This is a genomic window from Paraburkholderia sejongensis, assembly GCF_020880815.1.
Taxonomy (GTDB): Bacteria; Pseudomonadota; Gammaproteobacteria; order Burkholderiales; family Burkholderiaceae; genus Paraburkholderia; species Paraburkholderia sejongensis.
On record NZ_JAJITD010000016.1, the window covers coordinates 109651 to 136385 of the forward strand.

The 26735-nt window shown below is 61.4% G+C and carries 24 protein-coding genes; 16 read left to right on the forward strand and 8 right to left on the reverse strand.

The features are described 5' to 3' along the window. Positions 1-41: 41 nt before the first annotated feature. From LJ656_RS26720 to LJ656_RS26740, 5 genes are all read left to right on the forward strand, one after another. Positions 42-1157: a glycosyltransferase family 4 protein gene (locus tag LJ656_RS26720; RefSeq protein ID WP_230512529.1), complete on the forward strand. Its 1116-nt coding sequence runs from the start codon at positions 42-44 to the stop codon at positions 1155-1157. Between the two features lie 18 nt (positions 1158-1175). Further along, positions 1176-2627: a hypothetical protein gene (locus LJ656_RS26725; RefSeq protein ID WP_230512530.1), complete on the forward strand. Its 1452-nt coding sequence runs from the start codon at positions 1176-1178 to the stop codon at positions 2625-2627. A gap of 81 nt (positions 2628-2708) precedes the next feature. Then, a complete protein-coding gene (locus LJ656_RS26730) occupies positions 2709-3719 on the forward strand; it encodes a glycosyltransferase family 2 protein (protein WP_230512531.1) in 1011 nt (336 codons plus the stop codon). 17 nt (positions 3720-3736) lie between these two features. Beyond that, positions 3737-5053 (forward strand): lipopolysaccharide biosynthesis protein, encoded by a 1317-nt coding sequence (locus tag LJ656_RS26735; protein WP_230512532.1) that lies wholly within the window; start codon positions 3737-3739, stop codon positions 5051-5053. 55 nt (positions 5054-5108) lie between these two features. After that, on the forward strand, positions 5109-6299 hold the full coding sequence (locus LJ656_RS26740; RefSeq protein WP_230512533.1) for a glycosyltransferase family 4 protein: 1191 nt from the start codon (positions 5109-5111) through the stop codon (positions 6297-6299). Between the two features lie 280 nt (positions 6300-6579). Here LJ656_RS26740 and LJ656_RS26745 read toward each other — a convergent pair whose 3' ends face one another. After that, positions 6580-7863 carry an O-antigen ligase family protein gene (locus LJ656_RS26745; RefSeq protein WP_230512534.1) on the reverse strand — a complete coding sequence of 428 codons (1284 nt, stop codon included), beginning with the start codon at positions 7861-7863 and terminating at the stop codon, positions 6580-6582. Positions 7864-8520: 657 nt separating this feature from the next. Here LJ656_RS26745 and LJ656_RS26750 point away from each other — a divergent pair. The 4 genes from LJ656_RS26750 (at position 8521) to LJ656_RS26765 (ending at position 12962) form a co-directional block, all read left to right on the forward strand. Beyond that, positions 8521-10041 (forward strand): mannose-1-phosphate guanylyltransferase/mannose-6-phosphate isomerase, encoded by a 1521-nt coding sequence (locus tag LJ656_RS26750; protein WP_230512535.1) that lies wholly within the window; start codon positions 8521-8523, stop codon positions 10039-10041. Positions 10042-10082: 41 nt separating this feature from the next. Next, a complete protein-coding gene (locus tag LJ656_RS26755) occupies positions 10083-11465 on the forward strand; it encodes an undecaprenyl-phosphate glucose phosphotransferase (protein ID WP_230512536.1) in 1383 nt (460 codons plus the stop codon). A 6-nt stretch (positions 11466-11471) separates the two neighbouring features. Beyond that, entirely contained in the window at positions 11472-12530 is a 1059-nt protein-coding gene (locus LJ656_RS26760; RefSeq protein WP_230512537.1) for a sugar-transfer associated ATP-grasp domain-containing protein, read from the forward strand. A 90-nt stretch (positions 12531-12620) separates the two neighbouring features. Then, the gene (locus LJ656_RS26765) at positions 12621-12962 is read left to right on the forward strand and encodes a hypothetical protein (RefSeq protein ID WP_230512538.1); all 342 of its coding nucleotides are present in this window, start codon (positions 12621-12623) and stop codon (positions 12960-12962) included. A 93-nt stretch (positions 12963-13055) separates the two neighbouring features. Here LJ656_RS26765 and LJ656_RS26770 read toward each other — a convergent pair whose 3' ends face one another. Further along, a complete protein-coding gene (locus tag LJ656_RS26770; protein WP_230512539.1) occupies positions 13056-13454 on the reverse strand; it encodes a hypothetical protein in 399 nt (132 codons plus the stop codon). 314 nt (positions 13455-13768) lie between these two features. Here LJ656_RS26770 and LJ656_RS26775 point away from each other — a divergent pair, with 314 nt between their 5' ends. Then, the gene (locus LJ656_RS26775; protein ID WP_230512540.1) at positions 13769-15103 is read left to right on the forward strand and encodes an MFS transporter; all 1335 of its coding nucleotides are present in this window, start codon (positions 13769-13771) and stop codon (positions 15101-15103) included. On the opposite strand, the gene LJ656_RS26780 is transcribed toward LJ656_RS26775, so the two are convergent. Continuing rightward, positions 15078-16001 carry a LysR family transcriptional regulator gene (locus tag LJ656_RS26780; RefSeq protein WP_230512541.1) on the reverse strand — a complete coding sequence of 308 codons (924 nt, stop codon included), beginning with the start codon at positions 15999-16001 and terminating at the stop codon, positions 15078-15080. The two genes, LJ656_RS26775 and LJ656_RS26780, sit on opposite strands and share 26 nt — an antisense overlap. Before the next feature lie 162 nt (positions 16002-16163). Between LJ656_RS26780 and LJ656_RS26785 the strand changes: the two genes are divergently transcribed. Both LJ656_RS26785 and LJ656_RS26790 read left to right on the forward strand, forming a co-directional pair. Continuing rightward, positions 16164-17339 carry an L-rhamnonate dehydratase gene (locus LJ656_RS26785; RefSeq protein ID WP_230512542.1) on the forward strand — a complete coding sequence of 392 codons (1176 nt, stop codon included), beginning with the start codon at positions 16164-16166 and terminating at the stop codon, positions 17337-17339. A 31-nt stretch (positions 17340-17370) separates the two neighbouring features. Further along, positions 17371-18372 (forward strand): 4-hydroxythreonine-4-phosphate dehydrogenase PdxA, encoded by a 1002-nt coding sequence (locus LJ656_RS26790; protein WP_230512543.1) that lies wholly within the window; start codon positions 17371-17373, stop codon positions 18370-18372. Positions 18373-18559: 187 nt separating this feature from the next. Here LJ656_RS26790 and LJ656_RS26795 read toward each other — a convergent pair whose 3' ends face one another. The 5 genes from LJ656_RS26795 to LJ656_RS26815 all read right to left on the reverse strand — a co-directional run bounded on the left by LJ656_RS26795 (position 18560) and on the right by LJ656_RS26815 (position 22092). Beyond that, complete coding sequence (locus LJ656_RS26795; protein WP_230512544.1) at positions 18560-19003, reverse strand: OmpA family protein; 444 nt, start codon at positions 19001-19003, stop codon at positions 18560-18562. Positions 19004-19092: 89 nt separating this feature from the next. Further along, complete coding sequence (locus tag LJ656_RS26800; protein ID WP_230512545.1) at positions 19093-19533, reverse strand: OmpA family protein; 441 nt, start codon at positions 19531-19533, stop codon at positions 19093-19095. Further along, on the reverse strand, positions 19523-20179 hold the full coding sequence (locus LJ656_RS26805) for a M35 family metalloendopeptidase (protein WP_230512546.1): 657 nt from the start codon (positions 20177-20179) through the stop codon (positions 19523-19525). Before LJ656_RS26805 ends, LJ656_RS26800 begins: the two co-directional genes overlap by 11 nt. 4 nt (positions 20180-20183) lie before the next feature. Next, on the reverse strand, positions 20184-20639 hold the full coding sequence (locus tag LJ656_RS26810; RefSeq protein ID WP_230512547.1) for an Ig-like domain-containing protein: 456 nt from the start codon (positions 20637-20639) through the stop codon (positions 20184-20186). A 436-nt stretch (positions 20640-21075) separates the two neighbouring features. Beyond that, positions 21076-22092, reverse strand: coding sequence for a LacI family DNA-binding transcriptional regulator (locus LJ656_RS26815; RefSeq protein WP_230512548.1), 1017 nt, complete (start codon positions 22090-22092; stop codon positions 21076-21078). 205 nt (positions 22093-22297) lie between these two features. Between LJ656_RS26815 and LJ656_RS26820 the strand changes: the two genes are divergently transcribed. The 4 genes from LJ656_RS26820 to LJ656_RS26835 all read left to right on the forward strand — a co-directional run bounded on the left by LJ656_RS26820 (position 22298) and on the right by LJ656_RS26835 (position 26719). After that, complete coding sequence (locus tag LJ656_RS26820) at positions 22298-23455, forward strand: ABC transporter ATP-binding protein (protein WP_230512549.1); 1158 nt, start codon at positions 22298-22300, stop codon at positions 23453-23455. A 110-nt stretch (positions 23456-23565) separates the two neighbouring features. Continuing rightward, a complete protein-coding gene (locus tag LJ656_RS26825; protein ID WP_230512550.1) occupies positions 23566-24819 on the forward strand; it encodes an ABC transporter substrate-binding protein in 1254 nt (417 codons plus the stop codon). 114 nt (positions 24820-24933) lie between these two features. Then, positions 24934-25839 (forward strand): carbohydrate ABC transporter permease, encoded by a 906-nt coding sequence (locus tag LJ656_RS26830; protein ID WP_230512551.1) that lies wholly within the window; start codon positions 24934-24936, stop codon positions 25837-25839. Positions 25840-25867: 28 nt separating this feature from the next. Further along, positions 25868-26719, forward strand: a complete 852-nt coding sequence (locus tag LJ656_RS26835; protein ID WP_230512552.1) for a carbohydrate ABC transporter permease — start codon at positions 25868-25870, stop codon at positions 26717-26719. The last annotated feature ends 16 nt before the right edge of the window (positions 26720-26735 follow it).

Here is a 26735-nt window from a genome sequence, read left to right on the forward strand (position 1 = left end):
AATTGAGCGGCTTGCGACGGCGTAAAACGGAGAATCAGCAGATGGCCTTTGCAATCAACGGAAAATTTACTTCGCAGTCTGTCACGGGGGTTCAGCGCGTTGCGTATGAACTGACACGGGCGATGCAGATGAACTCCGACCCCGGCGACGAGCCGGAGCTGTTGGTGCCGCAGAACGCGGTCGCGCCGGGCGCGCTGCTGCAGCCGCAGCGGCGGGTGCCGGGGCTGCGCGGCACGCTGTGGGAGCAGATCACGCTGCCGCTCGCGGCGCGCGGCATTACGCTGCTCAGTCTGTGCAATACCAATCCGTTGTTCAAGCGCGGCCAGGTCGTGATGGTGCACGATATGGCCGTGTACGACGTGCCCAATGGCTTCTCGAGAAAATTCCGGCTCTGGTACCGGCTGTGCTTTTCGTTGCTGCCGCGTACCCAGCCGACGGTGCTGACCGTCTCGACGTTCTCGAAGATGCGTATCTGTCATCATCTGAAGATCGATGAGTCGCGCGTGAAAGTCGTCACGCCGGGCGCCGACCATCTCGACCGGATCGTCGCGGACCCCGCGGTGCTTCAGCGCCTCGAATTGAACAAGGACGCTTATTGCGTGATCGTCGGCAGTCTCGATCCGCGCAAGAACCTGCAAGGCGTGCTCGATGCGATCGAGCGGCTCGACCATCTGGCCGACGTCAAATTCGTGATCGTCGGCGGCAAGAACTCGCGCGTTTTCAGCGGTGAGGGTGCGCAGCCGCCCGCGCGCTCGCGGCGGATCGTGTGGGCCGGATTCGTATCGGACGGCGAATTGAAGTCGCTGTACGAGAATGCCGGTTGTCTCGTGTTTCCATCGCTGTACGAAGGGTTCGGTTTGCCGCCGCTCGAAGCGATGTACTGCGGCTGTCCGGTAATCGCGTCGGCGCGCACATCGATTCCGGAAGCGTGCGGGGATGCCGCGATGTACTGCGAGGCCACTTCGCCCGACGACATCGCCGCGAAAATCACCCAGATGATGAGCGATCCGCAATTGCGCCAGCGCTATCGAAGCGCGGGCCTCGCGCATGCGCGCGAGTATCGCTGGGAGCGCTCCGCGAAGAAGGTTCTCGACATTCTCCACGGTCAGACCGGCACCCGGCTGGCCAACCTGGCGCCGCGTGCGTCGGCGAGCTAGCAATGGGCGGACACGAATATGAATCACGTGAAAACCCGTGCCGGTCGAAGACGTGCATTGCGCGCGCTTGCCGCGCTCGCCGCAGGCGGCGTGTTGCCGCTGACGCGTAGCGCTCCCGCATATGCATTGGCGCAGAACGCCCAGCCGCCGCGCGCCGCTGCCGGCGCTCGCATGATGACCGATCTGATCGGAACCAACGGCTGGGCCGGCTCGCCTACCGACTTCGAGATGTGGCGCGCGATGGGCATCAGTTGGGGGCGCGGCTCGGTGGGGCCGGGGCAACCCGACCGCCGTGGCGAGAACATGCGGATCGACAAAACCGGCTCCGCATTCGATAGCGATCTACCGTCGGTACTGATTCGCAACGAGCGCAACGGCATCGGTTCGCTGCTGCTGCTCGGCTATACGCCGGAATGGAATGCGAGCGTGCCCGGCGACGGCAACTCGGCGCCGGTCGATGTCGGCCCGTGGGAGCAATACGTCGAAGCGGTGGTTCGCAAGTACTCGGCGCCCCCGTATAACCTGCGCTATTTCCAGATCTGGAACGAGGCGGCCGGCAAGCTGTCTGGCGGACTTCCGCAGGCGACGTTCTGGCACGGACCGCATTTCGACAAGGACGAGAAGCGCGCGAAGCCGTACGAGCGCGCAATGCAGGACTACGTCGAAAAAATTCATCTGCCGGCCGCGCGCATCATCCGCAAGTATCACGCTTACATCGTGTATGGCGGCTGGCCGGACCAGGGCGGTCTGGACAACTTTCAGCGCTGGCTCGAATACCGCAGCCCGGCATCGAAGGAACGGATGCTCGACTGGGTCGATTACATCGACACGCATTATCTGTCGGTGTCCGACATGGAGTCGCTTTATCAGCAGTATGTGAAGAACGGTCCGGCGCGCGGTATCTGGCAGACCGAGATCGGCGACGAGTACATGAAGGACCCGCATTACCTGCCGCGCTATTTCTTCGATTTCGCGGTGTGGGCGCTCGACAGACAGTGGGACGATCCGAACAAGTACGTGTCGATGATCTATCACTGGGACGGTTTCGAACCCTTCCGTCTGACCCATCGCGGGCCGCCGGCGCGAACTTACAACGTGTCCGGCCGCAGCCTCGTCGTGCTGCGTCAGACCGTCGGCGGCGAACTCGCGAGTTTCGCGAACCCCGTGCAGACAGGCCCGGGCGTTGCTGCGAAAGCGCTATTGTCCGGCCGCGATCTGGTGCTGCAGGTCAGCGCGAATGCGGGCTGGCAGGAAATTCGCATCGGCGGCTTGCAAGCGTTGCGCGCCGGCACCGTAAGGACCGCTTTTGTCGATGCGCTCAGCGGCGAGACCAGCGCGTCGAACCAGCTGGCAATCGATTGGGATAACGATCTGATGAAACTGCGTTTCCGAGTCCCCGACCGTGTCAACGGCGCGCGCAACAACCCACCGAAACATCTGGCTTATCTGGTGGTGCGCAATGCAGCGTAGCGCGTCGCATCTCCATATATCGTGTGTTTTATGCCCGCCGGGAACCGGCGGATCGAAACTGACCGATAGCGTCGAGGCATCATGAATAACGTCACCATTGCGATCTGTAACTACAACTACGAACGCTATCTGGCCGCGGCGATCGACTCCGCGCTCGCACAGGATTATCCGGCGACCAAAGTGATGGTCGTCGACGACGGCTCGACCGACGGTTCGCGCGCGATCATCGAAAGCTATGGCGAGCGCGTGCAGGCGGTATTCAAGAGTAATGGCGGGCAGGTGTCCGCGTATAACCATGCGATCGAACTGATCGACACCGAATATGTCATTTTTCTCGATTCGGACGACGTGCTGTATCCGAGCGCGGTGTCCGAGGTGATGCGGCTGTTCGAATCGGGCGCATGGGCGAAGGTGCAATTCCGTCTCGACGTCATGGACAGCGAAGGCGCACGCACGGGTGCTTCGGTGCCCAATAGCGAGCCGCCGCAGGACTGCGGCAAGCTGCTGCGCGCGGGCTGGCTGTATCCGTCGCCGCCCGCGTCGGGCAACGCGTACCGTGTGAGCGCGCTCAAGCAGATCTTTCCCGTGCCCGAAGAGGGCATCAATCGCTATGGCGCGGACTTTTACGCGATCTATGGAGTAGCGCTGACCGGCCCGATCGCGACTGTGCGCAAATCGCTCGGCGGCTACCGCGTGCATAACGCGGGCGGCGACACGGTGTCGTTCGCGAACTCCGAGCAACTGACGAAAGCGCCGCGCGCTTTCAGCATGCGCTGGGCGATCTTGCGCAATATCGCGCGCGACCGGCTCGACATCCAGCTGGCGCCCACTTTTCTCGACTTTTCGCTCGAGAAGGCGACGTTCTGCTCGCACGTCTATCACGCGCGACTGTTCTCGCGGTGGCGCTGGATGCTGCGCGATTCGCGCAGCTATCTGCATACGATCGTCGCCAATCCGTTCTGGGGACCGAAGAAAAAGCTCGGCACGCTGGTGCTGTCCAGTCTGTGTCTGGTGCCCTATTCGCCGTTGTCCGATTTCGCGGTGCGTTATATCGCCAACCCGCTTGCGCGTCGCCGCGCGGCCGGCCGATGAGCGCGAAGGAGGAAGGGATGACTCGACGCGCGGGCGCGAATGTAATCGCCTTTGTGTATGGCGGCTATCTGATGAGGTATGTGTACCTCATCATCGTCGTGCCGTTCTATGGGCGCGTGCTCGGCGTGGCCGAGTACGGTCGCGTGCTGGCGTCGATGTCGCTGATGAACGTGATCTGGATGCTGGTCAGTTACGGCTTCACGTTCGTCGGTATGCGCGAGGTGTCCAAGGCGCAGTCCGCGCAGGAGTGCAACGAGATCTATTCGCTGCATGTCAGCGCGCGGCTATTGCTGGGTCTGCTCGGCGCGGTGATCGGCGTGGTCGCGACGATGTGCTCGCCGGTGTTGTCGGAGCGGCCGTTGATCGGCTTCCTCGCGACCGCGCTCGGGATCGTCTCGGCACTCAATCTGGGCTGGCTGTTTCAGGGCCGCCAGCACTTCCGCACGCCGATCATGATCGAGGTATTCGGCTTCGCGGTGAGCCTCGTGCTGGTGCTCACGCTCGTGAAGGGTCCGGGCGACGCGGTGTGGGTGCTGGCCGCGCTGCTGATCGCCGGTATCGCGTCGTCGATCATTTCTTATGGAATGACGACATGGCAACTCGGTTGGCCGCGTCTGCGGCTTACCGGTGTCGTGCCGCTGGTGCGCAATTCGACGATGCTGTTCTGCTATTCGTCCGGCTCGGTCGTGTTGACCGCATCGTCGACGTATTTGCTGACGCTGCTGTCGACGCCGCAGCAGGTCGGCTATTTCGGCGCGGCCGAGCGCTTCGCGACGATCGGCCTGAGCCTGATGGGGCCGGCCTCGCAGGTGTTCATTCCGACCATTTCGCGGCAGCTCGCCGAGGGTGACAAGGAGGGCGCGCACTTCACGACGCGCCGTGGCGCAATGCTGTTGATGGGCTACGGGATGCTGGTGTTCTGCGGCGCGCTGACCTTGTCGCCGTTCGTGCTGCCGCTGATTCTCGGCCCCGCGTTCGAGCCGAGCGCGCATGTATTACAGATCTTCGCGTGGATGTTTCCGTTTGCGGCGTTTAACGAGTTCGTCGCGTTTTATGTATTCGTGCCGCGCAAGAAGGACCGGCTGCTCGCCATCGCGGGGGTGGCCTCGGGTGTGTTCAATCTGGTCTCGGCGCTAGCCCTCGCACCGCATTTCGGCGCGCTCGGGATGGCGGGCGCGCGGGTGATCGGCGAAGGGACGCTGGCGGTGATTCTGCTGGTGGTGATGATCCGGCTCGAACTGGTGCATCTGCTGCCGGGTGCAGAACGCGCGTTGCAGCGGGTGCGCGTCGCGTGTGGGCTGCGTCCGCAGACGGGCGGTGCGAAAGACGATTGATGGCGTCACTCGCGGGTGGTGTCGAAGTCGATTTGAAATGTCACGGGAGGGCGAAGTGAAAGTCGCTATTGTTCATGATTGGCTGGTGGTCTCGGCGGGTGCCGAGAAGGTGTTGAAAAACATCATCGAGTGCTTCCCGAATGCGGACATCTTCTCGATTGTCGATTTTCTCGAAGATCGCGAATGCGTGAAGGGAAAGTCCGTCAACACGTCGTTTATCCAGCGCTTGCCGTTCGCGCGCAGGAAATATCGCGCGTATCTGCCGTTGATGCCGATTGCGATCGAGCAGCTCGATCTGAGCAGCTACGATCTGGTGATCTCGAGTTCGCATGCGGTGGCCAAGGGCGTATTGACCGGGCCGAACCAGGTGCATATCAGCTATGTGCATTCGCCGATCCGCTATGCGTGGGATCTGCAGCACCAGTACCTGCGCGAATCGAACCTGAATACCGGGCTGCGCTCGGCGATGGCGCGTGTGCTGCTGCATTACATTCGCGGCTGGGATTCGCGTTCCGCGAATGGCGTCGATCATCTGGTGGCCAATTCCCAGTTCATTGCGCGGCGGATCAAGAAGGCCTATCAGCGCGACGCGACTGTCATTTATCCGCCGGTCGATCTGGCGAAAATGACGGTCGGCACGCAGAAAGACGACTTCTACGTGACCGCTTCGCGGATGGTGCCGTACAAGCGTATCGATCTGATCGTGCAGGCCTTTTCGAAGACGCCCGAGCGCAAGCTTGTGGTGATCGGCGACGGCCCCGAAATGAAGCGGATCAAATCGGTGGCGGGTCCGAACGTCGAGATTCTCGGCCATCAACCGTCCGACGTATTGGTCGATCATTTGCGGCGCGCGCGCGCGTTCGTGTTCGCGGCGGAAGAGGATTTCGGCATTTCGGTGGTCGAAGCGCAGGCGTGCGGCACGCCGGTGATTGCATTCGGACGCGGCGGCGCGCTCGAATCGGTGATCGGTTTGCCGCTCGAGCGGCCCACGGGCGTGTTCTTCGGCGAGCAGACTACCGAGTCGCTGCTGGAGGCGGTCGGCCGTTTCGAAGCGAACGCGGGGCTGTTCGATCCGCGCCAATGCCGCAAGAATGCCGAACGCTTCTCGACGGAAAACTTCAAGAAAGCGCTGATGAGCTTTGTCGACACGCGCCTTCCATATGCCGGCGTCGAACAGTATCTGCCGTATGTGGATCATGGGCCCGCCTCGGTCGATGCGCGTCATCTGGCCGATGTGACGCCCTGAGCGGGCGCTGCTTCACCACGTTCGGGTTGCGTGCGATGGATGCATGCGCAGCCGGACGTGAGCGCGGCGGCCTTCACGGGCATGCCGCGGCTTGTATGAATCCCTCCAGAAAAGAAAGCCGCGAACTCGCGGCCTCTCTATCCCGATCTCTTCCGGTCTGTTCGCGGCTAATACCGCTTGCCGTCGATTCGCTTCAACCCGGTCAAATCCGCTTCGATTCGCTTTGACTCGCTTCGATCCGCTCCCGTGCGGAAGCGGGATCGAGCTAACTCTTCCGATCTTATCGGCTCGGCACCACGTGCTGGGCGGGCCGTTCATTGGCGACTTTCGCCTTGCGCGCCACGCGCGGGTCGAACGTCGGCGCGGCGGCCCGCAGCGGGCGGGCCGCCAGCAGCAGCGAGACGACCAGCGACAGAATCAGTACGTTCGACGGCGTGACCAGCCGGTGCTCGGTCGCGGACATCACCAGCAGGCACACCGAGCCGATCTCGACGAAGCGGTACGCGGCGAAGTTGCGGCCGCCGTCGGCCAGCGCGGCGAATGCCGCGCCCTGCTTGCACCAGTCGACCAGCTTCCAGTAGAAGGTCAGCATCAGCGCGAGGCCGACCACGCCCATTTCGGCGAGGATATTCAGGTACGAGTTGTGAGCGTGCGAGTCGCTGTGTTCGACCGTAATGTCGGACGGTATCGCGATCAGATGGAAGTACGACGCGAGCGTGCCGATGTGGTCGTCGAACGAGCCGAAGCCCATGCCTACCAGCGGGCTCTGCATGAAATAGGCGAGCGCGCGCGGCCACAGCCATTCATAGCGAATGTTCAGATTCGCGAGCTTGGCGTCCTGGTTCTGAATGGAGAACGTGTAGCCCATGTAGTCGACGGTCGGATCGGTATGGTAAATCGCGATCGCGAACGACGCGACCAGCAGCCCGGCGAGCAGCGTCGCGAGCACCCAGCGCTTGCGGCCCAGGTACAGGTACGGCAGCACGGCCAGCGCACCGAGCAGCGAGCCGCGGCTATAGGTGGAGAACAGCATCAGCGCATTGCAGGCGAGCAGCGCGAGAATCAGCGTGCTGCGCCGTTGCAGATAGCAGGCCACGCCGAGGCAGAACAGCATCGCGAAGAAGCCGCCAGCCGCGTTACGTGCGATGAAATAGCTGCCGAAGCTGTCGTTCGGATTCACGAAGATGCTCAGCAGGCCGTTGGTCGCGATGTAGTACGCGTAGACCGGCAAATTGATCACGACCGCGAAAATGAAGAAGGTGCGCAGTACCTTGTTCAGATCCCAGCGGTGCGCATACAGGCAGCCGGCAAAAATGGGCGCGTAGGAGATGAAAAAATTGCCGTCGCGCCGGTAAAACTCGAACTCGGTCAGCGACTGGGGGTTGTATAAAAGCGTGGACAGCAGCGCGAGCACCGTAAAACCGGTGAGCGGCATGATGAAGTCCGGGTAGCTGCGGCCATAAAACCGCCACGCGCAGAAAATAAGCGGAATAAAGCCGATCGCACTCAGAGGCACCAGATTGGTGACCGTCAAAAACAGTGCAACGAGCGAGATATAGGCCATTGCGACTCCAGGAATGAAGATGACGCGCCGGTTGGGGGTGATACCCATGCGCTGGATAATGGCTCGGATTGGTAAGCAGGAAACGTGCGCTGCGAATCCGTGATGGACCATCTCACGGAAAAACCTCGGTGTCCTGAGTTTGACATGAAAGTGCGCGATGGTTCAGCCACACGGTAGCACCTGGATACACTTCTTGCGACCCTGCAACTTTTCACTGCAATAGTGATGCAAGCTCGTTCGCAAGGCTGCTAAGAAGAGCTGACGTGTGCTGCCAAAAGCTCCGCTGTTCGCGCCACAAGCGGGGCGAGGCACTTGTCACTCACTATCATTGATCACATCGAGGCAAGGCTTTTTCCAATGTGAACAAAGCTCGTGTCTCATACGTTCTTTCTGTTGTTCGTTATCTGGATGTCGTTGTCGAACAGACCGCCGCAATCCAGCCAACCAGTTCCACGTATCTTCGTTTCGCGCCGGGGTCTAGCCGGTGTCGGCAGCCGTTGCTGTCAGCGGAACTGTTGGCCAGGTCGGTTCGTTGCGAACGTCCTGTCAAAAAATCACATGAGTCGGTCATAGCGTGGAACGCGGCGCAACGCAATGGGCGTTGCCGCCACGGGGGAAGCATTCTCAAGCCGGTTTCAATGCGAAGGAGTCAAACAAATGGGTAAGGCAAGCGCGGCAGCAGCCGCAACGGACATCGAAACGATCCAGCAGAACGAGACCGGCACCGGCTATCTGCCGCTCGTGCAGGTCATTCTCGCGGGCGGTTCCGGCACGCGGCTGTGGCCGGTGTCGCGTGAACAGTTTCCGAAGCAGTTGATCGACGTGGTCGGCGATCAGACCTTGCTGCAGGCAACGATGGGGCGCATGGCGGGGTTCGAGGGTGCGTGGGACGTAGCCGCCGATCCGGTGATCGTGTGCGGTAGCGAACACTATTTCGCCACTTACGAACAGGCGCGCGAGATCGGTGTGAACGCGCGCATCGTGGTCGAGCCGGGCCGTCGCGATACCGCCCCGGCGTTGACGCTGGCTGCATTGAACGCTTGTGCGGAAAACGAGGACGCGATTCTGGTCGCGATGCCCGCGGATCATTCGATCGCCGACCTCGAGGCGCTGCATCGCGCGATCGATCTTGCCGCCAGCCATGCGCGCAACGGCACGATCGTCACGCTGGGCGTGCCGCCCGAGCGGGCCGACACCGGCTTCGGTTATATCCGCCTCGGCGACGCGCTGCCCGACGGCGCGCATCGCATCGAGCGCTTCGTCGAAAAGCCGGCGGCCGAGTTGGCCACGCAATACGTGGAGTCCGGCAATTATTGGTGGAATAGCGGCATTTTCGTGGTGCGTGCATCGGTGTGGCTGTCGATCATCGAGCAATTCCAGCCTGCTATGCACGCGGCCTGCGTGAGCGCGTGCCGCGCCGCGAAAAAGACCGACGAATGCATCATGCCGGATGCGGAGCAGTTTCTGAATTCGCCGTCCGATTCGATCGACTACGCGGTGATGGAGCAGCTCGGCAAAGCCGACTCGAAGTTCTCCGGCGTGGTCGTGCCGCTCGCCGCGGGCTGGTCCGATCTCGGTTCGTGGGACGCGGTGTGGCAGGCAATGGAGAAGGACGAGTGCGGCAATGCCGCGAACGGCCGGGTGCTGTTCGAAGGCGCGACCGCCACGTATGCGCGTTCGCAGGGCGGCCGCCTGGTCGCGTGTGTCGGTACCGACAACCTCGTCGTGATCGAAACCGACGACGCGGTGCTGGTGGCCGATCGCTCGCACGTGCAGGACATCAAAGGGCTGGTATCGCGGATTCGCAGCGAAAAGGCGCCGGAAGCGGACAACCATCGGAAAGTCCGCCGTCCGTGGGGCTTTTACGATTCGATCGATCACGGCGAACGCTTTCAGGTGAAGCGCATCGTGGTGATGCCGGGCGCGCGTCTGTCGCTGCAAATGCATCACCATCGCGCCGAACATTGGGTGGTGGTCAGCGGCACCGCACTCGTCACGCGCGGCGAAGAGCAATTCCTGCTCGGCGAAAACGAATCGACCTATATCCCGCTCGGCGTTCGCCACCGGCTCGAAAATCCGGGCCGCGTGCCGTTGCAGATCATCGAGGTGCAATCCGGTACTTACCTCGGTGAGGACGATATCGTCCGTTACGACGACAAGTACGGGCGTTGCGGCTAATGCGCGGGAATCGAACGGCCATTTGCTATGAGGGGGCTGCGATGCGTTTGCTGACTGGTCTATTGGCAAGATTGTTCGACGTCGCGATGATCGTGGCGGGCGGCTTTGCGGCGTCGCAAATCCGCTTCGACGGCGGCTCGCAACGAAGTTTTTATTTCGCCTTCGTTGCGTTTGCGGCGGCATTTTCGCTGGCGGTGTTTCCGGCGCTCGGCGTGTACGAATCGTGGCGCGGCCGCTCGAAACGCGCGCTCGTGAGCCATGTCGCGTTGGGCTGGCTGGTCGTGCAGGCCTGCGCGATGGCGCTGATGTTCTCGCTGCATCGGATCGACTTCGTGTCGCGGCTGTGGTTCGTGTACTGGACCGGCATTTCCGGCGCAGCGATGATGGCCGGCCGCATCGTCACCCATGCACTGCTCGGGCGCATGCGCCACGCGGGGATCAATCTGCAGCGGGTCGCGGTGGCCGCATGCGGCGAACATTGCGACGAGATCATTCGCAAGATGGAGGCGTCGCCGGCGGCCGGTTTCCGCGCCAATGCGTTGTACAACCTGCAGCCGGGCGAGGGGAGCAGGACGCACTCGCCGGTGCCGGTGTTCGAGCAGCACGACGCGTTCGTACGCTACGTGCGTGAGGAAAACATCGGCGAAGTGTGGCTCGCGCTGCCGCTTAGCCAGGAGCGCGCGATTCTCGAGCTGGTCTCGGAGTTTCGCAATGATCTGATCAATATCCGCTTCATGCCGGACGTGCGCACGCTCGCGCTGTTCGAAGGCAGCATGACGGAATTGCTCGGCGTGCCGACGATCAACCTCGCGGCGTCGCCTTTGCCGCCGGCGGCATTGGTGCAGAAGGATCTGTTCGATCGCGTGTTCGCACTCGGCGCGTTGATCGCGGTCTCGCCGATCCTGCTGGGCTGCGCAATCGCGGTGAAGCTGAGTTCGCCCGGACCGGTGTTCTTCAAGCAGCGGCGCAAGGGTGCGGACGGTCGCGTGTTTACGATCTACAAGTTCCGCACGATGCGGGTGCACGCGCAGAAGCCGGGCGTGTTGCAGCAGGCCACACGCGGCGATCCGCGCATTACCCGGGTCGGCGCATTTTTGCGCCGCACGAGTCTCGACGAGTTGCCGCAGTTCATCAACGTGCTGCGCGGCGAGATGTCGGTGGTGGGGCCGCGTCCTCATGCGCTCGAACACGACGACCAGTATCAGAACGTCGTGAACGGCTATATCCATCGTTACAGGATCAAGCCGGGCATTACCGGCTGGGCGCAGATCAACGGTTTTCGCGGTGAGACCGACCGGATCGAGAAGATGGAGGGACGCGTCGCTCACGATCTCTATTACTTGCAGCACTGGTCGTTCTGGCTCGATGTAAAAATTATTCTGGCCACGATTTTCAAGGGCCTTCATCATCCGAACGCGTATTAAGAAATAATGAAAATAGACGTCGAGAACGTGGTACGGCGATCCGCGAAGCGGGTCGGGCAATACTGCTTTCACCTCGGCCACGGCGCGGAGGCGAGGAAGGTGTTGCTGGCTATCGAGAGCAAGTACGGCAAGGCCGATCCGGCGAATCTGCGGCTCGCGGACAATTACGCGCGGGACGTATTCGGCGATCCGGTGTACGCGCCGTGGTTGCGCGTTTATACGGCGTTTTGCGGCACCTTCAAGGAAGGCTGGATTCCGGACAACTACTACGGCAGCGTGGTGGTCCCCCACATGAAAGGCTGGTACGGCAAGATTTCGAGCCTGAAGCCGATCTCTCGACTGATCTTCGACGGCGACGCGTTGCCGGATGTTGCGTATTACGCCAATGGTCTGTTCTTTACCGACAGAAGTATCGTGGTGCCCGAACGTGAGCTGCGCGACGTGGTATTCGAGCACGCGGAGCGCGTCGTATTCAAACTCGACGGCTCGATGCAGGGTAATGGCGTGTACGTGTTCGACCGCACGAATTTCGATCCCGCGATGATCCGCTCGCTGGGTAATGGCGTGATCCAGAAATTCATCGATCAACACCCGATGTTCAATGCGTTCGCGTCGAAGCCGGTCGCGACGCTGCGCTTTACGACGGTGGTGGACGACAACGGTTGTATCTCGATGCGTGCGTGTTTTCTGCGTCTGGGGCGCGCGGACGACACGCATGTCCTGACTGATCGCGAGATCTGCGTGCCGGTGAATCCGGTCACCGGCGAGCTGGCGGCGGAGGGTTATCTGAGTGACTGGGGCGCGCTCGACGCGCATCCGGACTCAGGCGTGCGTTTTGCTGGTTTGAAGATTCCACAGTTCGAACAATGCGTAGCGACGGTGTTGCGTTTGCACAGCAAAATTCCGTTTGCGCGTTGCGTGGGCTGGGACCTGACCGTCGATGTCGACGAGCGGGTGCAGGTGATGGAATGGAATGGCGAGCACAACGACGTGAAATTCAGCGAAGCCACGCAGGGGCCGTGCTTTTCGGATCTCAAATGGGAACGGTTGAAGCCGGTACGCTGAATTTTCACTACATATTATTCAGAGGCAAACGAGTTTCACGGCACATCAGTTTGACGGCCAATGAGGCTTGAGGTACGCGGGAGACACGACGTGAGCGAACAGTTGTGGTGCGTCCACATAGAAGGCCCGGACGACTTTATTGCCGTCGAGTCGGAGCAGGCCGCGCGGCGCGAGGCGTCGGCGATCAATGCTTATCTCGACGGCGCCGGACAGGATCCGCGTGCACCGCATGTGCACGCGACGGCGGTGCACTGGCCGTACGGCGCGACGAGTCATGCGCGCGCGCTCGACGAAGATCATGAAGATCTGAAACGGATGGCGCATCGGCAATTCGCGCAGCCGGACGGACATCGCGGCGGCGTGCTGTCGAATTTCGCGCGACGCGTGAAAGAGCTGGTCAGCGTCGGGCACGCGGACCGGGACGACGAGTAAGCTATACCGCGCCGGCAGTTTGTTTCAGTTCGCGGCACGGCCGCGGCGAGCGCAGAGCCGAAGCCGGCGTGGTTGCCGGCGTCGAACGGGTGATTACCCGGGCAGCGGCACGTCTTCGATCAGATCCGCATTGAGCGCGCGAATCCGCCGGTCGACGAAGTAGCCGCCGCCTTCCACGTAGCGCAGATAAAGGCGCGCGCAACTCGAGCATTGCCACACACCGCAGCGGTTGTACGGGAAATAGCGCGGTGCGATCGGCGCATCGGACGACCAGTAAGTGGTCTTGTCCGGCAGATATTCGCTATACGTCGGTTCGGGTTCGTCTTCCGGCATCAACGTGCCGATTTCCACCAACAGCGTTTCGTCCATCGACAGCGGCTGCGATTGCCAACCGTCGAGGGGCGTGCGCGTGCATTCGCATGATGCGGCGGCGCGCTGTTGCGCGGCGCGCGCGAGTTCGATCAGGGTCCCAGCGTTCAGATATTGCGCCATAGAGCGGATTGAAAGGAGTTCAGGAGCCGATCATCATTCGGTCGCGCTGCATGGCGACCCACGCTGAATCGCGAGATTGTCGCCCGGGCTGCTATGGAACGTCAACGCGGTGCCCGCCAGCGGCTTCGGCCGATGAGATGGCCGCCAACCGGGCGCATGGCTTCATCACCGATAACCCTCAGTGATCGCTGTATCGAAACAATTCATTAGTCGCCTATCACTCCGCTGCCGATAATGAGCGCACAAAACAGCTCATTGCGGACGCAACCGTCGCGACAGCGGCGGCCGCTCACGCGACAAATCCGGAGGAGACGATGCAGCGACCCAAGGTCAGCCGGGCGGTACTCGCGCTCATGTGCGCGATGTCGTTCATCATGTATCTCGATCGTGTGAATCTGTCGGCGGCGGCCGGCTTGATTCGCGACGATCTGCATCTGAGCAATACCAACATCGGCCTTGTGTTCGCCGCGTTCGCGTACACGTACACGCTGTGTCAGGTGATCGGCGGTTGGGTCAGCGATCGCTTCGGCGCGAAAACCACGCTGGTCACCTGCGCGAGCATCTGGATCGTCGCGACGGTCGCGACCGGCCTGGCCGGCGGACTCGTGTCGCTATTCGGCGCGCGCTTGCTGCTCGGTATCGGCGAAGGCGCGGCGCTGCCCGCGCAGGCGAGGGCGCTGACCAACTGGTTTCCGGCGAGCAGGCGCGGCTTCGTGCAGGGGCTCACGCATTCGTTTTCGCGGCTCGGCAATGCGGTCACGCCGCCGCTGATCGCGCTGCTGGTCGCGTATTCGTCGTGGCGCGCGTCGTTTTTCGCGGTCGGCGCATTGACCTTCGTGTGGGTCGTGGTCTACGCGTGGTACTTCACCGACGACCCGCGCAAGCATCGGCATATGAGCGAGCAGGAAGCCGCGCAATTGCCGCCGCCGCGCAAAGCCGCGGGAGAAACCACCCGTGAGCCGACCCCGTGGCGGCGTTTGCTCAAACGCATCGGCCCGACGATGCTGGTGTACTTCTGCTACGGCTGGACCGGCTGGCTATTCTTCACGTGGCTGCCGAGTTTCTTCATGCATGGGCGCGGCCTCGATCTGAAAAGCTCGGCAATGTTCTCGGCCGGCGTGTTTCTGTCCGGCGTGGTCGGCAATACTGCGGGCGGCGTGTTGAGCGACCGGATTCTGAAGCGCACGCGCAACGTGGTCGCGGCGCGTCGCAACGTGATCATCGGCGCGTTTCTCGGCGCATTGATTTTTCTCGCGCCGGTGATGATCGTGAAGTCGTTGCCGGTGATGGCGGTCTGCATGAGCCTGTCGTTCTTCTTCCTCGAAATGACGATCGGGCCGATCTGGGCGGTGCCGATGGATATCACGCCGCAACACGTCGGCGTCGCGAGCGGACTCGTGAATGCGGGTTCGGCGATCGCGGGGATCTTCACGCCGATCGTGTTCGGTCTGGTGGTGGACCGCACCGGCAGCTGGACGTTGCCGTTCGCCGGCTCGCTCGGTTTGCTGGCGCTCGGCATCGTCGCGACGTTCTTCATGCGGCCGGATATTGCGCTCGACGCGACGAATGCATCGGGCGATGCAGGCTCCGGCGCGAACGGCGAATTGCGTTTCGCGGAAAGCCTCAGCCCGCGCGAATCGAATCGATGACCAGTTGCATCGCCGGCGTCACGCGCCGGTTCCTGCGCAAAATCAGCCCATACGGCGCGAGCCGGCCGCGCAGCGGCGTAGCGAGCGAGGCGATCGCATCGAGCGCGACGTAGTAGTGCGCGACCGAACTCGGCAGCACCGCGAGCATGTCCGAGTCGCGCAGTAACGACAGCGTGGTCAGGATCGACGAGGTCTCCACGGTGCTGACCGGCGGCGCGACACGCGACTCGCGAAAGGTCTGATCGATTACCTGGCGCATCGGGCTCGGATGCGGCTGGATGATCCACGGATAGCGCGCGAGTTCCGCGAGCTTCGGCCGCGACGACGCCTGCGCGGCCGGATGATCGGGCCGCACGACGATCGACAGCGCTTCTTCGGCGAGCGTCTCGAAGCTCAGGTCGAACGCCGGAAAACTGTCAGGAATCCGTCCGATCACGATATCGAGCTGGTCCTGTTGCAGCGACTGCACCAGCACGTCGCTGGTGTCGATCGTCACCGTCATCTGCAAACGCGGATGCGCTTGCTTGAGCCTGACGATCGTCTGCGTCAGCAGTTCGGGCGACGGCGCCATCACCGCGCCGATGCGCACCTTGCCGATATCGCCGGCCTCGATGCCGGCGAGTTCTTCGCGCAACTCGTCGAGATCTTCGAACACCACCCGCGCGTAGCGCATTACCGCCTCGCCGAAGATAGTCGGCTCCATTCCGCGCGCATGCCGCACGAATAGCGATACGCCGAGCGTGTCTTCGAGTTCCTGTAGCGCTTTGGTCGCGGCGGGCTGGGTCATTGCGAGTTCGTCGGCGGCGCGGCGCAGCGATTCCATTTCCGACAGCGCGACCATCAATTGCAGATGACGCAGACGCAGACGTTTGCGAATAGCGGAGGCGGGCGGGATCATGAGCGATAACCTTGATGAATAGGCTGATTCGAAATATTCAATGGTCAGTTATCGGATAGTTTCGCACAATCAGCGCTACCGGGTGGCGCTATTCGTGAGCCGTCGGATGGCATCGAGCGCGCGAATGTCGGCTTTGACTCTCTCTGAAGGAAATCATCGAACATGAAAATCACGCACATCCGTACCCGCGTCTTCGAATGGAAAGGCAAGGTCGTGCCGCCGCAAGCGCATTTCTGCGCGAACGCAGTCGACATTCTGTACGAGCGCGGCGACGCGATGGGATCGTTCCGTTTTCACGGCTGGCTGGTGGTGGAAATCGAGTGCGACGACGGCACGGTCGGGATCGGCAATTGCGCGCTCGCGCCGCGCATCGCGAAACAGATCATCGACGAATACCTCGCCCCGATTGCGATCGGCGAAGATCCGTTCGACAACGAATACATCTGGCAGAAGATGTATCGGCGCACGCTGGCCTGGGGCCGCAAAGGGATCGGCATGGCGGCGATCTCCGCACTCGATATCGCGCTGTGGGACATCATGGGCAAGGCGGTGAAAAAGCCGGTGTTCAAGCTGCTCGGCGGCCGCACCAAGGAAAAGATCTGGTGCTATGCGTCGAAGCTCTATAACAACGACGATCGCGACGCGTTCCTGAGTGAAGCGCAAGGCTATCTGGACAGCGGTTTCACCGCGATGAAAATGCGCTTCGGCTACGGGCCGAAAGACGGCCCGAAAGGGATGGCGAAAAATCTCGAACAGGTGCGGCTGCTGCGCGAGCTGGTCGGCGACGAAGTCGACATCATGCTCGAATGCTATATGGGCTGGACGCTCGAATACGCGCGCCGGATGCTGCCGCGGCTCGCCGAATTCAATCCGCGCTGGATCGAGGAGCCGGTGATCGGCGACGATGTGGAAGGCTATCAGGAGCTAAAGAGGATGAACCTGATACCGGTGTCGGGCGGCGAGCACGAGTTCACCGTGTATGGCTTCAAGGATCTGCTCGAACGCCGCGCGATCGACGTGATCCAGTACGACACCAATCGCGTCGGCGGCATCACCGCGGCGCGCAAGATCAATGCGATGGCCGAGGCGTGGTCGGTGCCGGTCATTCCGCACGCGGGGCAGATGCACAATTATCATCTGACGATGTCGAGCATCGCGAGCCCGATGTCGGAGTTCTTCCCGGTGTTCGACGTCGAAGTGGGCAACGAATTGTTCTATTACATCTTCGAAGGCGAGCCGCAGCCGGACAACGGCTATCTGCAACTGTCAGACGACGCGCCGGGTCTGGGCATCACGTTGAGTGACAAACATCTCGCCGATTTCAACATCGTCGAATAAACACGCAGTGCGCTACGCAACAGGAACGACCATGAAGCCACATCTTGCAGTACTGCTCGGCGACCCTGCCGGTATCGGTCCCGAACTGATCGCGCGACTCTTCGCGCAGGAAGCGAACCGCTCGCGCGCGCAGTTGCTGATCATCGGCGACCGGCGCGAACTGGAGACCGGTATGAAGATCGCCGGACAGCGTTTCGACTACGACGTGGTCGATAGCGCCGAGCACGCGTTTGGGCGCGACGGCGTACCGTCGCTGCTCGATTTCCGTTTGCCAGGCGAGCAGCCGTTCGAGCGCGCGGTCGCGACCGAACGCGGCGGCCGTTACAGTCTCGCCGCATTCAAACAGGCGCTCGCGCTGACGCAAAGCAATCTGACTCAGGGGATGCTGTTCGCGCCGGTCAACAAGACCGCGCTGCATCTGGCCGGGATGGAAACCGGCGACGAGATGGAGTGGTTCGCGCGGCAGCTCGGCTACACCGGCAGTTTCTGCGAGTTCAATGTACTCGACGAGTTGTGGACTTCGCGCGTGACCTCCCATATGGCGTTGAAAGATGTCAGCGCGCGGCTTTCGGAGGAACGCATCGTCGGCGCGGTGCGGCTGATTCACGACGGTCTGAAGCGCGCGGGCCTCGCGCAGCCGCGCATCGCAGTGTGCGGCTTCAATCCGCACAACGGCGACAACGGCGCGTTCGGCCGCGAGGAGATCGACGTGATCGCGCCGGCCGTCGAGGCCGCGCGCAAGCTCGGCTACGATGCGCAGGGGCCGTTTCCCGCCGACACGATCTTCGTGCGGGCGCGCGATCAGAAGGCTTTCGACGGCGTCGTCACGATGTACCACGATCAAGGGCAGATCGCGATGAAACTGATGGGCTTCTGGCGCGGCGTGACCGTGCACGGCGGCTTGCCGGTACCCATCGCGACGCCCGCGCATGGCACCGCGTTCGACATTCACGGTCAGGGCAAGGCCGATGTCGGCGCGACGCAGAAGGCCTTCGACATGGTTGTGAGGATGGCGCAGCAGCGGGTGACTTGAGGCGGGGCGGTAGCTGCGTCAGTGCGTGCGATACGCTCCCGTCGCTGTTCGCTCACCCGTTCCGGCGACGGCCGCGCGCATCGCCGCGCCAAAGCCGTTCGAGCACGCGGCCTGCAAGCAGGCGCAACCTCGACTGATGATTGAGAGGGATTCGAGGGGAGCACATGGCTCCCCTCAGCGCGATGCGTTACGGTCCTATCATGTAGCCGTCGCAGCAATTGTTGGGGCAACCAGGAACCAGCATAATTTCGACGCGTCTGACTTTTTCAGGCGGCTCCCGAAGATAGGGGGATTGCTTGTAAATCCCGCTGCGAACGCCGTATGGAATGCCAGTCAGACCAAATTGCATCAGCATGGCTCGTACAGCATCAGCACGTTGCGACGCCAGGATGAACGGCTTTCTTTCACTTTGCTCCGCCACTCCACCGACGGACATGACCTCTTTAATGGGAAACTTACGCATTTCGATAACCCAATCTGCCAGTTTGAGAATCTGCGCTCCGGGTAGCCGGGCTGAATTCCTTTCGAAATACACATCAATGTTTTGGCCAGGAAGATTCTGCGACGTCTCGCACGCCGGAGCATTGAATGACAGGAGACATAATGCCAATAGGAGCGATTTAGAATTCATTAATCAATATACCCCGCTAGGGCAACCTCGACTGATGATTGAGAGGGATTCGAGGGGAGCGCATGGCTCCCCTCAGTCAGCGCGATGCGTTACGGTCCTGTCATGTAGCCGTCGCAGCAATTGTTGGGGCAACCAGGACTCAGCGTAACTGCCGCGAGCCTGATTTTTTCAGGCGGCTCCAAGTAGCCGTATGGCTTGTAAATTTCGCTGTGAACTTCGTATGGAACGCCGGTCTCACCGAATTGCGTCAGCATGGCTCGTACGGTATCGGCGCGTTGCGACGCCAAGACCAAGGGGCTCTTTTCAGTTTGCTCGGCCACCCCAGCGATATTTATGATCTGTTTAATGCGGTACTTACGCATCTTGATAACCCAATCTGCCAGTTTGAGAATCTGCGCCCCTGGCAGAATGGCCGAATTCCTTTCGAAATACACGACAATGTTTTCGCCTGGAAGATTCTGCGACGTCTCGCACGCTAGCACATTGAATGACAGGAGACACAATGCCAATAGGAGCGATTTAGAATTCATAAACAATATACCCTGCCAGGCTGTCCGCATTGATAATAGATTTTCCCGGGTTTTCCCGCCCCCAGGTCGCCAGAAATCTTGTGATCGTATATTGCTCGTCCGTGCTTCCGAAGGTGTCCAGGAAGTGCGAGCACTCGTGAATGATCGTTGACATTTTAGAATCGCCGCTGGACCCTTTGTCGCGGATCGAGCAGAAGCCCTCATGAATGCAAATGGTGTGGGTAGCTGTATCCGGCGCACAAACACGCGCAACCGAGCCGCCGCTAGGTGGACGAGGTACGCATCCGAGAGCTTCATCAAGGCCTGGCTCCCATCTAACAAAGTTGTCCGGACCAAGACCACGCATCACTTTGTTGACTGCCCTGAATCCCTTGAGCAAGTAATTTCTGGTTGCTTCGTCTTTCACGCCGAACCAGGTCCAGACTCGCTCTTGCTCGGCGGGTGTCCATGACTTCAATGCCGCTAGCCGTATTTCCACCAAATCAACCGCCTCGTCGCGAAGGCCCAATACTTTGGCGCGAAATTCCGCATTGGTCATGTTCGGACAGATAGGGGTTGTATTAATGAAAACGTCCCTCATCGACCCAGGAGTCGTATTGGTAAATGCCGTGTCGTCGACGGTGAACCATTCCTTTTCTTCGTTCATTTTTCTAGCCCTCCACGTCAATCTTTAAAAACTTGAAACCCTGCGTCGCAACGCGGGAAGTCTGACCCGCTGCGTTTGTCCTGCCGCTACAGATTTCCCGGTTATCAGCGAAGATTCTGTACGGCACATTCGCAATCGGGTTGCCGTTGCGATCCCTGACCGTAAACCGCTCATCGAACGGACCTGTGGGGCGATCGATGCAGCGGCATCCCTGGGTCTCGCCTATTGCCTGCCGCATCTCGTACCCTGAAGACAGAGCCTTGATCAAACTGGTCGGAATCATTTCGCCAGTCTGCTGGTTCATTGTCTGTGCGTAAGAGACATCCGGGAAGCTCTTGAATACCTTGAATGTCACGCGGCAACTAATGCACTCCTGCCCGTTTGCGCCCTCGAACGCTTCGCTAAACTTTCTTTTCATTTCCGCAATGATGTCCGCCGCGGACCGCATCCTCTCAGCCATATGGTCTTCCCATTGGTGAATGGCGTGCATCGCGTGCGAGGCATTCCGACCACGCTGCGACGCAAGCCACCGGTTGCCCTCAATCCTTGTTATTTTGAGGTCGGATCGAAACTAACGCGGATTCGTCGGACGTGTCTTTAAGATTAGTCCGAAGTGAAAACTCTTTTACCTTGTTCTCAAAATAAAAAAGTCGACATTCAGAAAATGGGGCGAATCTGATGGGATGGCGGAAAAATAAAAGCGAGGCAGCAGGGCCGACGGACGGCGACCTGAGTGTGAAGGAATCCCGGCCCGTGCTGGCCGGTCTATGGCAATCAGAGATTGTGTTGCAAGGGCTTCCCGTTATCGGGAGTATTTGAATCGGGGGCGCTTGAAAAAACCCTTGATCTGTCCGGTAATGTCCACGGCCGGAGTACCGTTAGCAGAATAACCCGCCTCACCGCTTCCGATACGGTCCAGTCGACGCCCGCACCACCAGTTCCGGCGACGGCCCGAGCACCATCGACGGCTGCCGCGCCGGGTTCTGAATCAGCCGGATCAGACTCTCGATCGACAACTGCGCGACCGCCGCCGTCTGGATCGCGACCGTGGTCAGCGCCGGATGCACCTGGTGTGCGAGCTGAATGTCGGTAATGCCGATCACCGACACGTCGTCCGGCACCGCGCGGCCGAGCGTGATCAGCGCCTGCACCGCGCCGATCGCGAGCAGGTCGTTGGTCGCGAAGATCGCGCTCACCTGTGGGCGGTTCGCCATCAACTGCATGCAGGCCGCGTAGCCGGCATCGATCGAGTCGCGAATCTGCAGTACCGCGGCCGCGTCGGTTTCGATGCCGGCCGCGCGCATCGCCGCGCGAAAACCGTTCGAGCGCGCGTCCTGCAAACCGCCGCAACCGTCGCCGATCAGCAGTCCGATATCGCGATGCCCGAGTGTCAGCAGATGCTGCGCGGCCAACTCGCCGGCGCGCGCGAAATCGACGGCGATGCATGGCAGTGCAGGCGGCGACTCCGGGTGCTCCCACATCGCCAGCAGAATCGGCGCGCTATGAGTGGCCGACGCGCACAGATCGTTGATCGTGATGTCGGTGTTCATCACCAGCACGCCGTCCGCGAGCGTGCCGGCGATCTGGTTCAGATACGCGCGGCCGATCTCCGCATCGTCGTCAGTATTGCAAACCATCAGGAAGTGACCGCTCTTGCGCGCCGCGCGCTCGGCGGCCAGCACGAACTCGGGATAGAACGGGTTCGAGATGTTCGACAGCATCAATGCGAGCGTCGACGAACGACCCTCGGCCAGCGCGCGCGCATTCAGATTCGGCCGGTAGCCGAGTTCGTCGATTGCTCGCAGCACGCGCTCGGCCGTTTCGGGACGCACCTTGTCGCGATTGCGCAAGACGTTGGAGACGGTTGCGGCAGTGACTTGCGCGCGCTTCGCGACTTCTGACAGCGTGACCATAGTCGGTAATCCCAAATGTAGGGAAGATGATTCATATGTTGCAAGCAGCCCGCGAGATTGCTAACGTCCTGAAAAACATCGCGGAGACACTCACCATGACTTTTCTCGTCGCACTCGAATTTAAGCGATTAAATGCCAGTCGCACAAGGGCCCGCGCGTTATTTTCGACAAAAAATTTAAGCGATTAAATGCGGACGGAGACAGCATGGCAACGATTCGTTTGACCAATGTGCAGAAGGCCTACGGCGACCATCCGCCGGTGATCCGGCGCGTGAATCTGGAGATCGCGCAGCATGAGTTCTGCGTGTTTCTCGGGCCGTCGGGTTGCGGCAAGTCCACGTTGCTGCGGATGATCGCCGGTCTCGAAGATCTCAGCGACGGCGAACTGCATATCGGCGGCCGCCTGGTCAACGACGTGCCCGCCGCCGAGCGGGGCGTCGCGATGGTGTTCCAGAGCTACGCGCTGTTCCCGCACATGACCGTGTTCGACAACATGGCGTTCGGGCTGAAGCTTGCGAAGCAGCCGAAAGACGTGATCGAACGCAAGGTGCGAGAGGCCGCGCGGATCCTGCAACTGGAAAGTCTGCTCGAGCGTCATCCGAAAGCGTTGTCGGGCGGTCAGCGCCAGCGCGTCGCGATTGGCCGCGCGATCGTGCGCGAGCCCGGCGTGTTTCTGTTCGACGAACCGCTGTCGAATCTCGATGCGGCGTTGCGCGGTCAGACCCGCGTCGAGATCGCGCGGTTGCATCAGCGCTTCGCGGATGCGAGCGTGGTCTACGTGACGCACGATCAGGTCGAGGCGATGACGCTCGCCGATCGCATCGTGCTGCTGCATGCGGGCGCCGATGCCGAGCGCTTCGGCAGCATTGCGCAGACCGGCGCGCCGCTGGAGCTGTATCACCATCCGAAGTCGCGCTTCGTCGCCGGCTTTATCGGCTCGCCGCGGATGAACTTCATCGACGCGACGGTCAATTCAATCGAGCCGGGCCGCGTGACGGTCGCACTGCTAACTAATGCCAGCCACGGCGGCGACCCGGTAAAACTGGTCGCGCACGTCGACGGTCAACGTCTGCAACGCGGCCAGCGCGTAACGCTCGGCGTGCGGCCCGAACATCTGCGGCTCGACGGCGACGACCAGTTCATTCAGTGCGCGACCGTGCTGTCGGAGCGGCTCGGCGAGCACAGCTATATCCACGCGGACCACGCGGGCGGCACGCTGATCGCGAAGGCGCCCGGCGATACGCCGCTCGGCGCGGGCGAGCGTATTCGCGTGCACGTGCCGGCGTCGGCCTGTCATCTGTTCGACGAACAGGGTCTTGCATTGCGCCGTAGCACGTTCGAACCCGAACGCGCGGCCGCCTGATCGATCGTCAACGACGAACCCGCGAAAGGTTCGTCATGCTCAATTCCGCCGCAGAGCGGCATACATCGCCGGCCACGTAGCCGGTCAACAAGGTAGACAAGGAGACATAGATGATTGCTCTTCGCCTTCGCCGTCTTGCACGGCTGTCGCTGGCGGCCGCGATGGTGGCCGGCGCGCTCGGCAGCGCCACGGTCGACGCGGCCACGCTGAACGTCAACGTATCGGCGCGCGGCAACCAGCGCTCGACCTGGCAGGACGCGTTCGACCAGTTCAAGAAAGCCAATCCCGACATCGATCTGAAAGTCACGTACATCACCGAGGAAGCGTACAAGGTGCAGATGGGCGGCTGGCTCGCAACCGATCCGCCCGACGTGGTGTCGTGGCACGACGGCGAGCGGATGGCCTATTACGCGCAGCGCGGGCTGCTCGAAGACCTGAGCGGTGACTGGTCGAAGAACGGCTGGTCGCAGCAATACGCGTCGGTCAAGGAAGCGTCGACCTACAAGGGCAAGCAGTACGCGGCGCCGCTGGGCTATGACGCGTACGGCTTCTTCTATCGCAAGGATCTGTTCGAGAAGGCGGGCATCAAGGGCGAACCGAAAACGTGGGATGAACTGCTCGACGCGACGAAGAAACTGAAAGCGATCGGGGTCGCACCGATCGCGGTGGCCGCGCGCGACAGCTGGACGCTTGCCGCGTGGTTCGACTATCTGAATCTGCGCATCAACGGCAACGAGTTCCATCAGAAGCTGATGGCCGGCGAAGTGCCGTACACCGATCCGCGCGTGAAGAAGGTCTATACGACGTGGAAGACGCTGCTCGACAATCACGCATATATCGACAACGCGCTTTCCTACGATCTCGATTCGATCGCGCCATTCCTCGTCAACGGCAAGGCCGGCATGATGCTGATGGGCACGTTCTTTTCGGCGAGTTTCCCGCCGGCGGTGAAGGATCAGATCGGTTTCTTCCGTTTCCCGGTGATCGACGCGAAGGTGCCGATGGCCGAGGACGGTCCGGTCAACGTGCTGCTGATTCCGGCCAAGGCGAAGAACAAAGCCGACGCGCGCAAGCTGCTCGCGTTCGTGGAACAGCCGAAGATCAACGCGGAACTCGCGAAGGGCTGGGGCCAGTTGCCGTCGAATAGCCAGGCGGCCGAGCCGGAAGATCCGATCTCGAAGGTCGGCTTTCAGACGCTCGCGAATACGCGCGGCGGCATCGCGCAGTTCTACGATCGCGATATGCAGAAGGAAATGGCCGACGAAGGGATGAAGGCCATGCAGCAGTTCTATAGCGATCCGTCGCAGCTCGACAGTGTGCTCGCGCATCTCGAAGCGACCCGCAAGCGTATCTACCAGAAGTAATTGCCGCCGCGCCGGCCGCGTTTGCGCGGCCGGTGTGTGCCGGCGACTGCCGGCGAGCACGCGTGCGTTGTTGCGCTGCGCGCGTCGCCCGCGCACTCCACCGAGGCCTGATCCATGTCTGATACCGCAGCGCGCCGCCTGCCCGCGGCGCGGCCCCGTCGCGTCTCGACGACCCGACGTCACCAGCATCGCGCGGCGTTTTTCTTTCTGCTGCCGGGCTGCGCGTTGTTCTGCCTGTGCGTGATCTATCCGATCATCAGCAGTATTTCGCTGAGCTTTTATAACTGGGACGGCATGACGCCGAAGACCTTCGCGGGTCTGGCCAATTACACAGAGCTGTTCCAGTCCGATACGTTTTATACGGCGCTGAAAAACAATCTGATATGGCTCGCGCTGTTTCTGCTGGCGCCGCCGCTCGGTCTGCTGTTCGCGCTGTATCTGAACCAGCACGTGCGCGGCATGCGCGTCGTGAAGTCGCTGTTTTTCGCCCCGTTCGTATTGTCGGGCGTGGTGGTCGGTTTGGTGTTCAGCTGGTTCTACGACCCGACTTTCGGGCTGCTGCGATTGATTGTCGGGCGCGGTATTCCGGTACTCGGCGATCCGCATACGGTCACGTTCGGGATCATCTTCGCCGCGTTGTGGCCGCAAACGCCGTTCTGCATGGTGCTGTATCTGACCGGGCTGACCGGCATCAATCCGGAAGTAGTCGAAGCCGCGCGCATGGAAGGCGCGAAAGGGCGGCGCCTGTTGTGGTACGTGATCCTGCCGCAATTGCGGCCCGCCACGTTCATGGCGGTCGTACTGACCGTGATCGGCGCGCTGCGCAGCTTCGATCTGATCGCGGTGATGAGCGGCGGCGGCCCGTTCGACAGCTCCACGGTACTCGCCTATTACATGTACGACCAGGCGATCAAGTACTACCGCGAAGGCTATTCCGCGGCAATCGCGGTCGTGCTGTTCGCGATCATGCTCGTCTATATCGTGTTCCATCTGCGCCGCATGCTGCGCGAAGAACGCTGATTCTTTGAACCTCAGGAGTACCCAGCTCATGTATCCGCTTCCCGTCGAACGCTGGAAACCGCTGAATCGCACGCTCTATAAAGCGTCGCTGCCGCTCGCGCTATTCATCTGGCTGCTGCCGATGCTCGCGGTTCTGGTCACGTCGATCCGCTCGTCAGATGAACTGATGCAAGGCGATTACTGGACGTGGCCGAAGCATTTCGCGTTACTGGAAAACTACGGCGCCGCGCTCACGCAGACGCCGATGCTGCATTACTTCGCCAATAGCGTGCTGATCACGGTGCCGTCGGTGATCGGCGCGATCGTGCTCGCGTCGATGGCGGGCTTCGCGCTCGCGACCTATCGCTTTCCGGGCAATACCGCGGTGCTGTTCGCGTTCGTCGCCGGCAATTTCGTGCCGATCCAGATCCTGATGATTCCGGTGCGCGACATGGCATTGAAGTTCGGTCTGTTCAATACCGTGTGGGCGCTGGTGATCTTTCACGTGTCGTTTCAGACCGGCTTTTGCACGCTGTTTCTGCGCAACTTCATCAAGCAGTTGCCGTTCGAGATGATCGAGGCGGCGCGCGTCGAAGGCGCGAGCGAATGGACGATCTATCTGCGCATCGTGCTGCCGCTGATCCGGCCCGCGCTCGCGGCGCTCGGCATTCTCGTATTCACGTTCGTGTGGAACGACTACTTCTGGGCGCTGTGCCTCACGCAAGGCGATGAGGCCGCGCCGATCACGGTTGGCGTCGCGGCGCTGAAAGGGCAGTGGACCACCGCGTGGAACCTGGTCGCGGCGGGCTCGGTGCTGGCCGCGCTGCCGTCGGTGCTGATGTTCTTCGCGATGCAACGTCATTTCGTCGCCGGACTGACGTTCGGCGCGAGCAAGGGATAAACCGCGAGCCGGCCCG